Annotated in this window: 11 protein-coding genes; 6 read left to right on the forward strand and 5 right to left on the reverse strand. The window is 42.6% G+C overall.

What is annotated here, in order from left to right; translation table 11 throughout:
• Positions 1–2 precede the first annotated feature (2 nt).
• Positions 3–707 (reverse strand): LytR/AlgR family response regulator transcription factor, encoded by a 705-nt coding sequence (locus M1L62_RS09660; protein ID WP_254412833.1) that lies wholly within the window; start codon positions 705–707, stop codon positions 3–5.
• 35 nt (positions 708–742) lie between these two features.
• On the reverse strand, positions 743–2284 hold the full coding sequence (locus tag M1L62_RS09665) for a sensor histidine kinase (protein WP_254412834.1): 1542 nt from the start codon (positions 2282–2284) through the stop codon (positions 743–745).
• Positions 2285–2579: 295 nt separating this feature from the next.
• Here M1L62_RS09665 and M1L62_RS09670 point away from each other — a divergent pair, with 295 nt between their 5' ends.
• Together M1L62_RS09670 and M1L62_RS09675 are read left to right on the forward strand one after the other, a co-directional pair.
• Positions 2580–3011: an Hsp20/alpha crystallin family protein gene (locus M1L62_RS09670; protein ID WP_254412835.1), complete on the forward strand. Its 432-nt coding sequence runs from the start codon at positions 2580–2582 to the stop codon at positions 3009–3011.
• A gap of 203 nt (positions 3012–3214) precedes the next feature.
• The gene (locus tag M1L62_RS09675; protein ID WP_254412836.1) at positions 3215–4759 is read left to right on the forward strand and encodes a Do family serine endopeptidase; all 1545 of its coding nucleotides are present in this window, start codon (positions 3215–3217) and stop codon (positions 4757–4759) included.
• Positions 4760–4835: 76 nt separating this feature from the next.
• On the opposite strand, the gene M1L62_RS09680 is transcribed toward M1L62_RS09675, so the two are convergent.
• A complete protein-coding gene (locus tag M1L62_RS09680; RefSeq protein WP_254412837.1) occupies positions 4836–6605 on the reverse strand; it encodes a pseudouridine synthase in 1770 nt (589 codons plus the stop codon).
• A 374-nt stretch (positions 6606–6979) separates the two neighbouring features.
• On the opposite strand from M1L62_RS09680, the gene M1L62_RS09685 reads away from it, so the two are divergent.
• Positions 6980–8929, forward strand: coding sequence for an acetoacetate--CoA ligase (locus tag M1L62_RS09685; RefSeq protein ID WP_254412838.1), 1950 nt, complete (start codon positions 6980–6982; stop codon positions 8927–8929).
• 53 nt (positions 8930–8982) lie between these two features.
• Here M1L62_RS09685 and M1L62_RS09690 read toward each other — a convergent pair whose 3' ends face one another.
• Together M1L62_RS09690 and M1L62_RS29835 are read right to left on the reverse strand one after the other, a co-directional pair.
• The gene (locus M1L62_RS09690) at positions 8983–9411 is read right to left on the reverse strand and encodes a hypothetical protein (RefSeq protein ID WP_254412839.1); all 429 of its coding nucleotides are present in this window, start codon (positions 9409–9411) and stop codon (positions 8983–8985) included.
• 348 nt (positions 9412–9759) lie between these two features.
• On the reverse strand, positions 9760–9915 hold the full coding sequence (locus tag M1L62_RS29835; protein ID WP_510185842.1) for a hypothetical protein: 156 nt from the start codon (positions 9913–9915) through the stop codon (positions 9760–9762).
• A gap of 154 nt (positions 9916–10069) precedes the next feature.
• Between M1L62_RS29835 and M1L62_RS09695 the strand changes: the two genes are divergently transcribed.
• The 3 genes from M1L62_RS09695 to M1L62_RS09705 all read left to right on the forward strand — a co-directional run bounded on the left by M1L62_RS09695 (position 10070) and on the right by M1L62_RS09705 (position 13357).
• Positions 10070–11773 carry a S41 family peptidase gene (locus M1L62_RS09695; RefSeq protein WP_254412840.1) on the forward strand — a complete coding sequence of 568 codons (1704 nt, stop codon included), beginning with the start codon at positions 10070–10072 and terminating at the stop codon, positions 11771–11773.
• Between the two features lie 48 nt (positions 11774–11821).
• A complete protein-coding gene (locus tag M1L62_RS09700; protein ID WP_254412841.1) occupies positions 11822–12574 on the forward strand; it encodes an SDR family NAD(P)-dependent oxidoreductase in 753 nt (250 codons plus the stop codon).
• Positions 12575–12685: 111 nt separating this feature from the next.
• Positions 12686–13357 carry a FadR/GntR family transcriptional regulator gene (locus M1L62_RS09705; RefSeq protein WP_254412842.1) on the forward strand — a complete coding sequence of 224 codons (672 nt, stop codon included), beginning with the start codon at positions 12686–12688 and terminating at the stop codon, positions 13355–13357.
• Position 13358 lies beyond the last annotated feature (1 nt).

The following is a 13358-nucleotide window of genomic DNA, read 5'->3' on the forward strand; positions in this document are numbered from 1 at the left end:
TATCAGATCCCGGTTTCCATTTTCAGTTTTTGTCTGATTTCATTCATTTTTTCTTCATAAGAAACACCGACGGAAAGAGCTGTTCCTGCGATGGTAATTTCCTGTCTGCTGATTTTTTCTATTTTATTGAAAGCCACAATGTAGGATCTGTGGATCCTTATGAAATCATTTTCGGGTAATATCGTAGCGACTTCATTTAAAGACTGGCGGCTCAGCAGTTTTTTATTTTTGAGGACAAATGAAATGTAATTACCGTCGGCTTCCAGGTATAGAATGTCGTTCAGAAATACTTTTTCCTCCTCATAGCCTGTTTTCACAAAGATGAATTTTTCGGACTCTCCATTTCTGAGACTGTTGTTTTCCAACGCTTTGTTGCAGGATTTGGTAAACCGTGCCAGTGAAAATGGTTTTAACAGATAATCAACCGCATCCAGCTCAAAACCCTGCACCGCATAGTCGGAATAAGCCGTAGTGAAAATGATCATCGGTGGATTTGTAAAACAATTGACAAACTCAATACCCGATATATCCGGCATCTTGATATCCAGAAATATCAAATCGATTTTGTTCTTTTTGATATACGGAATCGCCTCAAAAGCATTGGTAAAGCAGGCCGTCAGATCGAGAAACGGCACCTTGGCCGCATGCATTTTTACCACCTCCAGGGCTTTGGGTTCATCATCAATGGCGATGGCTTTCAGTGGCATAGGTTTTCCGGTGAGGCAGATTTTATACTTTATTGTCAATAATTTAAAGTGAGGGCAACGAAAAAATCGCGTTCCGAATTTTGTATATCCAGGATGTGCCTATCAGCATAGATCAGTTCCAGACGTTTTTTTACATTTTCCAGGCCAATACCACCCATGCGCTCTTCTGGGTCGATACCTGTTTGTTTACGGAATGAATTATGCACTTTGAAATAAATCCGGCTCGCGTCCATGGTCAATGTAATATAGATCCAGCTTGGATTCTGAAAACTGATCCCATGCTTGAACGCATTTTCAATAAACGGATTTAATAACATCGGTGCAATAGAAATCTCGCGTTCCGGCTCCTGGATATTCACTCTGATCTCGATATCCTGATTTTCGTCGAGTCGCATACGCTGAATTTCAACATAATTGTGCAGATATTCTATCTCACTTTTTAACGGAATGCGTTCGTGGTTGTTTTCATGAAGCATAAAACGCATCATATCACCAAGTTTTTGAATTCCGTCTGCAGTCTGTTCGCTGTTTTCCTTTAACGCCAGAGCGTACAGACTGTTCAGTGCATTAAATAAAAAGTGCGGGTTGATTTGAGAACGTAAACTGGACAGCTCTGCCGATTTTGTAGAAACCTCTGTTTGTAAAATCTGCTGTTGTTTCTGCTGGTTTTTTCTGATGTAGGCAATCACCATGGATGCCATATACAAAGCCATGGAGGCAAAAATAATGAAAGGCGGCGTATTGGTTTCGAATCGGGCATTTACCGCCCACATCAGGCAAGTGCCGAGAATGAGGCCTGAAACATAAATTGTTAGCGGGTAAGATCGGATAGGCAACGCTTTTGGGTTGTGCATCACCGCATATACTTTCCTGAAATAATACTCCTGCAAAACATAAACCAATATCAAAAACAAAAGCAGAGACCAGAATTGGCGCATGCCGATGGCATAGAAAAGTGAAGGGACAACCCCCCATATGACGGTGAAGAAAAGAAACAGCGTGAAAACCGCTATGAGTAAAATGTAGGTAAGTTTCCTCTCTTCGAATCGTGTTGCCAGTACGTCATAGTATCTGTAAAAACTTTGGGCTAATGCCTCATACACGCATATGATTGCAAATAATGCTGCTGAATCTGATACAACATATAAGATCCGGTAGTCTGAGAATGTTTTCAGGCCGGCAATTTGCCCGGCATGACCCATCTTGTATTCGAGCTTTACGATATTGCCAAGAACCATTGCCGCGGTCATTGTTACTGCGATAGCGCTCAATAATATGATTCCTTCCCGCCAGCTGAAAGTTTCTGTTTTGATTTTTGGAAAAACCTGGAAGTGGAATAAATACCAGGCGGCGAAGCTCAAAACCGTGGCTGCAATAAAAGGAATATTGTAGTCTGAGGTGTGATTATAGCTTTGCAGATCATCTAATATGGCATTGACTCGTACTCCTTCTCCTCTTGCATTGGCAATCATTTGCTCGAACTTCCAGGCAGACCATAGCAGTGTTCTTACGGCATAAGAAATAAATATGCTGAGAATTAGCCACAGTTCGAATCTGCGAATTATTTGTAGGTTCATTGTTCGCGTCGTTTTTTCTTCAAAGCTAATTAACGCGGTGACTTTCGGCGAATAAATGATGTGAACATTCAGGATTATGGTGTGAATAGCGTAAAGGGCGCTAAAAAATGACATGAACTTTATAAATTCTCAATAAAATAAGACATTTTGTCATTTATTTTTTGGAAAAATTGATTTTAATGACATTTTGTCTTGTTTGTTTTAATTTTTTTGGATCGGTATAAAAGTTGTTAAATGTCTAACATACCGCAACGGTACTAAACTTAAAATCAAAAACATTAAAATTTATAGAACCATGAGCACATTAGTAAAAACTCACTTCGCAAATCCTAAATTGTACAACGGACTTTTTGGTAAAGAAGCTTTGAATGAATTTTTCGCACCAGCTTATGCGGGCAGCGTTCCGGCTGTTAACGTGGTTGAAAACAAAGAAGGATTCAGGATTGAGGTGGCGGCACCGGGTTTACAAAAATCAGATTTCAAACTAAATCTTGAAAAGAACCAACTGACTATTTCAGCGCAAAAGGAGCAGAAGGACGAGGAAACTACTGAGAAATATTCCCGCAGAGAATTCAAGTACGGCTCTTTCCAAAGGACTTTCACTTTGCCTAATTCGGTTGATGGCGAAAAAATTGCTGCAACCTACGCAGACGGCATTTTGAATATCCTACTTCCTAAACGTGAGGAAGCTATTGAAAAGCCATTACGTGAAATCGAAATAGCTTAAAATTTAATTTGGGAAAAGGCGTTATTTGTCATGAATAACGCCTTTTTTGCTGTGTAGGGCATAATAATTCCCGGAAAAGATGTTTTAGTGAATTATCAGATTCATACCTTTGTTAAAATATGTTAAATGATCATACGAAGGGAATAAATTTATAGCTCGTTTACGTTATTCATTCACAAAAAATATAATCCCAACAAATGGATATGAAAACAAACTGGAAAGCTCTGGTATTGGTTGGGCTGCTTTCGAGCGCATCAACCCTCGCGGGCTTTAAACTTTTAAGTTCAAATGGTGACAGAGATGTCATTTTTAAGGAATCTCCCTCTGAATCACTGGCTCGTTTTACTTCAACCGGTTCACCGGCAGGGGCACCCGGCGATTTCGTATATGCAGCGGAAGCAACAACACCAACGGTGGTACACATCAAGTCGACCATGACAAGGACTTCCCGGGGTGGGCAGGGTGATATTCCTGATATATTTCGTGATTTTTTTGGAGAAGATTTTGGTGGCGGCGGCAGTTCCCGTGGCCCTCAGTCGTCAGAAGCTACCGGTTCGGGTGTTATCATTTCACAGGACGGTTATATTGTAACCAACAATCACGTTGTGGAGGGCGCCCAGGAATTGGAAGTTACGCTTTCTAATAAAAGTAAACTTCGTGCGAAGGTAGTTGGTACCGACCCTTCTACTGATATTGCCGTAATTAAAGTGGAAAGCAAAAATCTTCCGGCTGTTACTTTCGGAAATTCGGATGCTGTTAAAGTAGGAGAGTGGGTAGTTGCCGTTGGTAACCCGTTCAACCTGGAATCTACCGTAACTGCGGGTATTGTGAGTGCAAAAGGACGTGGATTAGGAATTATTGGTCAGTCTCAGAACCGTCGTTATGGCAATGCCAAGCCGACTGCCGCGACAACCGGTGATTCTCCATTAGAATCTTTTATCCAGACCGACGCAGTTGTTAACCCGGGTAATAGCGGTGGTGCATTGGTGAACCTGAAAGGAGAGCTGATCGGTATCAATACCGCCATTGCCAGCCCGACTGGAAGTTTTGCGGGTTATGCTTTTGCTGTTCCTTCAAGCATCGTGAAAAAAGTTTCAGGTGATCTGATCAAATTCGGAAATGTTCAGCGTGGATATTTAGGTATCTCACTTGACGAACTGGATAGCCGCAAAGCCGAAGAATATGGTGTGAAAGTTAACGACGGTGTTTACGTACGTGATTTTACAGAAAACAGTGCAGCGAAAGCAGGCGGAATCACAAAAGGCGACGTGATTGTGAAAGTAGATGGTTTGAATACACATTCAATTCCTGAATTGCAGCAGTCTATCGGTTTGCATAAACCTGGCGATAAAGTGGTGGTTACTGTAAACCGTAATGGTACTGAAAAGGATCTTAATGTTACGTTGCGAAACCGTACGGGTGGATCTGATATTCTGAAACGTGATGAGTCTGCGGCGGTTATGAGCGTGTTAGGTGCTCAGTTTGGTAACCTTAGTGATCAGGAAAAACAACGCTTGACCCGATACAAAGTTGATGGCGGTGTGAAAGTATTGTCTATTGACGGCGGTAAACTGGCAAGAACCGGTGTTGAAGAAGGATTTATCATTACCAAAGTAAATGGCAAACCTGTTAAATCTGTGAAAGAACTGGAAACTTCGCTGGAAGGCAAGGCAGAATCCATGGTTCAGTTTGAAGGATTGTATGCAGATGCCCCTTATGACGTTTATTCATTCGGATTCAGATTATAAGCTGATCTGTTAAATACATAAAAAAATAGTCCTGGAATATTCCAGGACTATTTTTTTATGTTCGCGATTGAAATGATTAAAGCATAAATTTCAACCTGACAACTTCTTTTTCACTTAGGAAACGCCATTTGCCACGTGGTAAATCTTTCTTGTTCAACCCTGCAAAAACGGTTCTGTCAAGTTTCTGAACTTCGTAACCCAGGTGCTCGAACATACGACGAACGATCCTGTTTCTTCCGCTGTGAATTTCCAGACCAACAACCATTGCATCAGCTGTTACAATTCCTACTTCATCCGGTTTGATAAAACCATCTTCCAGTTCCAATCCTGCCTGCAGTAATTCGAAATCCTCCGTTGTGATCGGTTTGTCCAGTTCTGCCTGATAAATTTTCTTAATACCGCCAGATGGGTGTGTCAGCTTTTCAGCAAGTTCACCATCATTGGTTAACAAAAGTAATCCGGTTGTATTTCTGTCCAAACGCCCCACCGGGTAAATCCGCTCGAAGCAAGCTCCTTTTATCAAATCCAGAACGGTTTTACGTTCTTCCGGGTCGTCAGTCGTCGTGATGTAATCTTTTGGTTTGTTGATAAGAACGTAAACCAGTTTTTCAGGGTTTAGTGCTTTTTTACCAAATTTTACGACATCAGAAACCATCACTTTGTAGCCCATTTCTGTAATGACTTTTCCATTGACAGTAATTTGGCCGCCTGCGATCAGGTCATCTGCTTCACGACGTGAACAAATCCCTGCATTGGCAATATATCGGTTCAAACGCATTTCAGAACTTTGTTCTTTGCGCTTTGCTCCCGGTTTTTTTTCGTAACCGCTTAAATTATAACGTGGTGCACTTTCAAATCTACCAACACGACGGTTGGCTGCTTCTTCACTTGCACGTTGCTCAGCTTCCGGATCTCTCGCTACCTCTTCAAAAACGCTTTTTTTTTTGAAGCCTGATTTTTCGTGTCTGCCGTTTGCAGGACGATCTTCTCTTGGTTTGAAAGGACGTGGAGCATCTCCTCCTCTTTCAAAACGTGGCTTATCAAAACTTCTTCCTTCTGATCTTTCTCTTGGTGCAAACTCGCCTCTTGGCTTGAATTCACGCGAATCTCCGTCGCGACCGGCAGAACGTGGCTTATCGAAGCCCGGTTTGTCAAAAGCTGGCCTTTCCGATCTTTCAAAACGTGGCTTATCAAAACTTCTACCTTCTGATCTCTCTCTTGGAGCAAACTCGCCTCTTGGCTTGAATTCACGGGAATCTCCGTCGCGGTTGGCAGAACGTGGCTTATCGAAGCCCGGTTTGTCAAAAGCTGGTCTTTCAGATCTTTCAAAACGTGGTTTATCAAAACTCCTTCCTTCTGATCTTTCTCTTGGTGCAAACTCACCTCTTGGCTTGAAGCCGCGTGAATCGCCATCACGTCCGGATGAACGTGGATTATCAAAACTTCTACCTTCTGATCTTTCTCTTGGAGCAGACTCACCTCTTGGTTTAAATCCACGGGAATCTCCGCCACGATCAAAAGAACGTGGTTTATCGAAGCTCGGTCTGTCTGAGCCTTGTGACGGCCTGTCGAAACGAGGCTTATCAAAACGCGGACGTTCAGCTCCGTCGAAACGAGGCTTATCGAAGCCCGGTCTTTCATTTCCGGATTGTCTGTCGTACGAAGGTTTTGGAGAATCTGCGTTTCTGCTAACTACTCTAAGACTGGATTTTTTGATGCTTGGCTTGCTGAAACGACTTTCTGTTTCTACGCGTTTCTTGCCAAACGGACGGCCCGCGCCATCATTGCTTCTTCCGGAAGGACGCGAAGAGCTCGCATCACTTGATTTTGTTATTCTTTTTCTCATTAGGAATGCAGTATCACTACTGGATTTGTTTTCCTCTCTACAAACTTGCTGTTACCTGGGATAGTGGAATTGATGACCGTTGTCATAACAGAAAACCACTAAAACGCATTGACAAACGTATCTGATGTTCAGAGTACTATGTGTTATTTATGTTTTCAAATGCAAAGATACATTAATTTTTATTACTAAATATTTTCGTTTCTTTTATCCGAAAAACAGTATTGCTGCGTTAGTAATAATCGTTACCCGTATTTTGCTTACGGGCAACAAACAAAACAGGAATAAGAGTTCCGGTTATGGCAAAATGAATCCTTGCCGGTTCTTGAAAAAAACATGGACCATCAACGCGTTATTCATTAATTATTGCACAACCTATGCCTACGGATATACAGCTCTCACCACTTTGGAAACCCGGTAAAAAACTCACCGAACAGTCGAACCTTAAAAAGTATATGGACTGGCTGTTTGTTAAAAAGGGGTTGTACTTCCGGAGCTATCATGACTTGTGGGATTGGTCGGTGACCGATGTCGAGGACTTCTGGGAAAGCTTGTGGCAATATTTTAATATCAAATCACACGACATTTATCTGGAAGTTTTACATCGCCCCAAAAAGGGGATGATCGGGACGCAGTGGTTCCGGCGTGCGAGGCTGAATTATGCCGAACATATTTTCAGAAATAAAACAAAAGACCATTCTGCTATTCTTTTCCAGTCGGAACAGCACGGATTGACAAAAATTTCGTGGGAAGAGCTCGAATCAAAGGTAGCAGCAGTCTCTACCTGGCTGCGTCAGCGGGGTATCAGGCCAGGGGATAGGGTGGCGGCGGTGCTGCCTAATATTCCCCAGGCGGTGGTTGCATTTCTTGCTGTGAATGTAATTGGAGCAGTCTGGTCAAGCTGTTCACCGGATTTTGGAAAAGCCGGGATTATCGATCGGTTTTCCCAGATTGAGCCCAAGGTACTTTTTGTGGCAGATGGCTATCACTACAATGGCAAAACCTACGATACCACCTCCGCTGCGATGGAACTGGGGACTGCTTTGCCATCGGTTAAAGATCTGGTGATGATCTCCAATATTGACTCGGAAGTCAAACCGGAACGAGTGACCTCCTGGGAAGATATTTTACACCTGCCAAATTTCGGGATCGACTTCGAAGCCGTTCCTTTCGATCATCCGATCTGGGTGCTTTATTCATCCGGAACAACGGGAAAGCCCAAGGCGATAACCCACAGTGTTGGGGGCTGTCTGCTGGAACACCTTAAAATTTTATCGATCCATCAAAATGTCAAACCTGGTGACCGCTATTTCTGGTATTCCACCACGGGCTGGATGATGTGGAATTATGCGATAGGGTCCATGCTTTCCGGTACTACACTGGTAATCTATGACGGGTCCCCGAATTACCCTTCCACCCAGGTTTTATGGACGCTGGCTGAGCGTGCGAAAATTACTCATTTCGGCAGTGGCGCAGCGTTTTTTATAGCTTGTATGAAAGCAGGCACGAGCATTCCGTCGGAGCGACTTTCGCATTTGGAAACCATAGGTTCAACTGGTTCTCCGCTTCCTCCGGAGGTTTATGAGTGGATTTATCAGCATGTTAAGAAAGATGTGCAGCTGATATCTCTGAGTGGAGGAACGGACATTTGCAGTGCTTTTGTGGCCGGAAATCCTATGGAACCGGTTTACGCCGGCGAAATTCAATGTCGGGCACTGGGTGCCAAGGTAGAAGCTTTTGACGAAAACGGGAATCCGGTTATTGACCAGCTGGGCGAAATGGTCATCAGCCAGCCCATGCCTTCAATGCCGGTTTACTTTTGGAATGATGAAGATAACGAGCGGTATCAAAGCAGTTATTTTGAAAGTTATCCGAATGTCTGGCGTCATGGCGACTGGATTAAAATAACCCCCCGTGGGTCGGTTATTATTTATGGAAGATCGGATGCGACACTCAACCGAGGTGGGGTGAGAATAGGAACGGCGGAGGTTTACAGCGCAGTCGAGAGTATTCCTGATATCAAAGATAGCCTGGTTGTTTATCTTGAAAAAGAAGACGGCGGAGGTTTTATGCCGCTTTTTGTGGTGTTAGAAGAAAATAAAAAACTCACGGAAGCATTGAAGGCGGAGATCAAAGAAGTGCTGAGAACGCAGTACAGTCCCCGCCATGTTCCCGACACGATCGAAGCCGTTGCCGCAATTCCATATACCATTAACGGTAAAAAAATGGAAGCGCCGATCAAAAAAATACTTATGGGTATGGATCCGGCAAAAGCCGTAAGCCGTGACACGATGCGGAATCCGGAGGCTTTGGATGGGTTTGTATGAGTTAAATTAGCCGAGATAAAAAAATGGCAGCAAACACTTGCTACCATTTTTTACTATTGCAAATCGAGTTTAATTTTTATATTACCCAATGGTAAACAACCAAGTTTTTCTCTGCTTTCTGAGCTAGGATGCAACTTTGTATCAGATCCTGAAAGAATAATCTTCAGATCATCCACATAAAGTTCAGCACTATCCGAAAAAGATACTTTTCCTTTACTTAGTTTGGCATAATGATTGTAACCCACACTCCTCTTTTTTGAATATTCAGAAATCGGTTGAGTGCCTAAAATTGTTAACATTACATCTTGATTCAATATGCCCGTTACTTTAATAATATAACCATTAGGTTTAAAATCGGGCTGGATAAAAAAGGCGTCCGCATAACATGTTTCAGGTAACACTTGATACTCCCAAATATGACGTTTTTGACAACATGTAAGAGTCTCTGCTACTAAAATTGTGTATAAAAATATTTTTTTCATGTTCCATCTGTTTTAATCAAGACACCATATAAACTTCCGATTAATAGTCATACAAATCTGTGCAGCACCGGAATCGGTGTAGTTTTTGATTTCAATTACAGGAAATAATATGTCATTGGGCCAGACATCCGTTTTTTATACTGGTTTTGAAATGTATATTGATTATTTTGAGTGGGATTGAATTGTTTCTGTAATATCTTAGAATTGGGTCGTTTAACTGTCGGTCATATAGTACGGCGTTTACAATTGATATCGAGTCCATCCTCAAAGAAGTAAGATTAAACATTTGACCCTAAGTTATTTAAAAAGTCACTTTGCCTGGTGTTGGATATTTTACACAAAGATTTGTCATTTTGGTCTGCCATATAATTTTATAAAAATATTATATGCATTTGAGCGATCAACTACCACTCCGTAAACCATTTTTTCAAATTCCTTTCCCTCTTCTTCGTAATATTCAACGCCTGATAGCAGGTCTCCATAATATACGTATTCATGGAGCATGGTTATAGGTAATGGCACTTCCGATACTATGCTATAATATATAGTTTATGTATATTTATAATCCAGCATAAGGATTAAGGAGAAACAAGCGTTAACAGCGTATTTTTAAGTCAAATAAAATTTTAACTTTACTTGTTAAAAAAGTCATTTATACATGAACCAAGAAATTCCTGAAGAGCCCGTCCGCAATTCAAAATCAATCATCCGTTTGCCCATTATCATCAGCATTACCCTGGCAGCGGGGATGTTGATAGGGAGCACTTTTTTCAGCGGAGGCAAAAAGCTGACAGACGTGGCGAAGGGATATGCAAAATTCCGTGAGGTTTTACTTTTGGTGGAAAACAATTATGTCGATTCTGTGAATACAGAGCAGCTGGTTGATTATTCCATTTCAAAAATGCTGGAAAAACTGGATCCGCATACGGCATATTTCAATACAGAAGAGGCAACTGCGGCGAGATCACAGCTGGATTCGGGATTTGACGGCATTGGCGTTGAGTTCAATATTTACAATGATACAGTTTATGTGGTAACGCCACTGAGCGGCGGCCCGTCGGAAGCGGCAGGTATTCAGAGCGGTGACCGCATTATAAAAGTTAATAAAGAGGTGCTGTCTGCACCTGGCGTAACGAATGGCCAGGTTTATAAACTGCTTAGAGGCAAGCGAGGAACCAAGGTTACACTGACGATTGAGCGTCTCGGTTTGAAGGATAAAATGAATTTTGAAGTTGTCCGCGATCGTATCCCGACTTATTCAGTCGATGCGGCGTATATGGTTGACAAAGAAATTGGTTACATCAAAGTGAGCCGTTTCTCAGAAACTACTTTTGACGAATTCAAATCGGCATTAACCACCCTGAAGGCGAACGGCCTTAAAAAACTGGTGCTGGATCTTCGTGGTAATCCGGGAGGCTACATGGAAAGAGCGACCAGTATGGCAGATGAATTTATTTCAGGAGATAAGCTATTGGTTTACACCGAAGGAAAGGATAGTCGCTTTGACAGAAAAACGCGCTCACATGTGGAAGGCGGCTTTGAGCAGGGTGCAGTGGTGGTATTGGTCGATGAAGGAAGTGCTTCTGCTTCTGAAATTCTGGCTGGTGCTTTGCAGGACCATGACCGTGCGCTGATTGTAGGACGCAGATCATACGGAAAAGGATTGGTGCAAATGCCGATCAAACTTTCGGACGGATCTGAATTACGCCTGACCATTTCGAGATATTATACACCAAGCGGTCGCAGTATCCAGAAACCTTATGAAATGGGCAAGGGAGAAGATTATAACCAGGATCTGACGCACCGTTACGACAGCGGAGAATTCTTCAACGCCGACAGCATTAAGTTTGATAAGACAAAAGCCTACAAAACGGATGGTGGAAGGACAGTTTATGGCGGTGGGGGAATCATGCCGGATGTGTTTGTGCCAAGGGATACGTTGATGAACAGCAAGTATTTATTTGAGCTGTATGCCAAAAATATTATCCGTGAATACGCGCTTCGTTATGCCAACGAGAACCAGAAAAAACTTGAAAAACAAACGTTTAATGAATTCCTGAAAACATTTGAAGTGTCGGATGTGATGGTTGGGGAGCTGGTTAAAGACGCAACCAGATCAGGGATTAAGTTAAATGAAAAAGAACTGAACCGCTCGAAACCGATCGTGTTATCACAAACCAAGGCGATTATCGGGCGTTATGTGTGGGGGCGTAAGCGTAAAAACGGATTGAACAATGAAGTTTATGAAGTGCTTAATCCAACGGACAATGTTTATCAGAATGCGCTGAAACTTTTTGATAAAGCGGCTGAACTCGAGCACGGAAATTTTAGTAGTTTAAATACAAAAAAGATTGATAAATAGTCGGCGATTGACCCTTCGCGGGAGTCGTCGATACATACAAAAAATATAATGTCCCGAATTGCATTAATTACCGGAGCAACATCCGGCATAGGAAAAGCCACAGCAGAAGCGTTTGCTGAGGCAGGTATAGATCTCATATTGTGTGGCCGTCGCCAGGAAAAACTGGAAAGTGTCGTGGCCGAACTATCCGGTAAGGTAAAGACCACGACTTTGCTTTTTGATGTAAGAAATAAAAAAGCGGTTTTCGATGCGATAGCCTCATTACCCGACGAATGGAAAAATATTGATATACTCGTTAATAATGCCGGTAACGCACATGGCCTTGGAACCCTTGACGAAGGTGATATTCAGGATTGGGATTCCATGATCGATGGCAATGTGAAGGGCCTCCTTTATGTGTCCAAGGCTATAATTCCTACGCTCATTGCCAACGGAAAAGGTCATATTGTCAATATCAGTTCTGTGGCCGGTAAACAGACTTATATCAATGGAGCGGTGTACTGTGCTTCAAAGGCTGCGGTAGAAGTTTTAAGCGAAGGTATGCGCCTTGAACTGACACAACATGGTATAAAGGTTACCAATGTTGCCCCAGGCGCGGTTGAAACCGAGTTTTCGCTGGTGCGATTTAAGGGTGACGAAGAGCGTGCAGAAAAGGTATACCAGGGTTTTGACCCATTACAGGCCAGCGATATTGCCGACACAATTTTATATGCAGTCAATGCCCCGGCTCGTGTAACGATCGCGGATGTGACCATTCTTGCCGCTGCTCAATCCGCTGCCACAACGATTTACAGAAAATAATAATCAGCGTAAAAATTTATAGATCGCTTTTCCGCCAAATAAAATTTGGTAGAAAAGCGATTATTTTTTTGCAGAATAAAAATTATTTGTACTTTTGAAACATCAGATGATATGATGAATAAAGATACAATTATAAAAAGATTAAGTCTGGCAGATGAAGTTGCCGGAAGGTTGCAGGAGAAAATAACTCTTGGTGAATATGCCATTGGTGAAAAACTGCCGACGGAACCCGAGTTGATGGTGGTTTTCGGGGTAGGGCGCTCAACGATACGGGAAGCGGTGCGGAACTTGTCAAATGCCGGACTGGTGCGTGTTCAGCAAGGATTAGGAACATTTGTGGAACGTCAACAGGTGACCTCAGAGTCTCTATCGGAGCGGTTTTTGCGGGCGAAAGGGTTGGAACTGAATGAAATTCGCCAGCTTTTTGAATTGAAAGTGGCTGAAAAGGCTGCGCTGAACAGGACGGACGCGGATATTCTCCAAATGAAAAAGCATCTCGAAGAGCGTCGGAAAATGGCGTTTGCCAATATTCCGGAAGCGTGTATCCAGGCGGATATTAACTTTCACCTTAGTATTGCTACGGCCTCACAAAGTGAAATCCTGCTGGATATGTACAAAACGGTGGCGCATCATTTGAAGCAGTATTTTTTAGAATTATTTATAGATACCGAAAGTTTTATCCAGTCGCAGGAGCTGCATGAATCATTGCTGCAAAGCATTGTAGATCAGAACCCGCAAAAGGCCTGGGAGTGTGCCGCAAGAATAACCGGCCAGCCTGTTTAAT

It is taken from the genome of Dyadobacter diqingensis (genome assembly GCF_024220585.1).
Lineage (GTDB): Bacteria > Bacteroidota > Bacteroidia > Cytophagales > Spirosomataceae > Dyadobacter > Dyadobacter diqingensis.

Coding starts and splice junctions, on each gene's coding strand:
- M1L62_RS09660 (WP_254412833.1), bottom strand. CDS start 707: ATGCCACTGAAAGCCATCGCCATTGATGATGAACCCAAAGCCCTGGAG.
- M1L62_RS09665 (WP_254412834.1), bottom strand. CDS start 2,284: ATGAACCTACAAATAATTCGCAGATTCGAACTGTGGCTAATTCTCAGC.
- M1L62_RS09670 (WP_254412835.1), top strand. CDS start 2,580: ATGAGCACATTAGTAAAAACTCACTTCGCAAATCCTAAATTGTACAAC.
- M1L62_RS09675 (WP_254412836.1), top strand. CDS start 3,215: ATGAAAACAAACTGGAAAGCTCTGGTATTGGTTGGGCTGCTTTCGAGC.
- M1L62_RS09680 (WP_254412837.1), bottom strand. CDS start 6,605: ATGAGAAAAAGAATAACAAAATCAAGTGATGCGAGCTCTTCGCGTCCT.
- M1L62_RS09685 (WP_254412838.1), top strand. CDS start 6,980: ATGCCTACGGATATACAGCTCTCACCACTTTGGAAACCCGGTAAAAAA.
- M1L62_RS09690 (WP_254412839.1), bottom strand. CDS start 9,411: ATGAAAAAAATATTTTTATACACAATTTTAGTAGCAGAGACTCTTACA.
- M1L62_RS29835 (WP_510185842.1), bottom strand. CDS start 9,915: ATGCTCCATGAATACGTATATTATGGAGACCTGCTATCAGGCGTTGAA.
- M1L62_RS09695 (WP_254412840.1), top strand. CDS start 10,070: ATGAACCAAGAAATTCCTGAAGAGCCCGTCCGCAATTCAAAATCAATC.
- M1L62_RS09700 (WP_254412841.1), top strand. CDS start 11,822: ATGTCCCGAATTGCATTAATTACCGGAGCAACATCCGGCATAGGAAAA.
- M1L62_RS09705 (WP_254412842.1), top strand. CDS start 12,686: ATGATGAATAAAGATACAATTATAAAAAGATTAAGTCTGGCAGATGAA.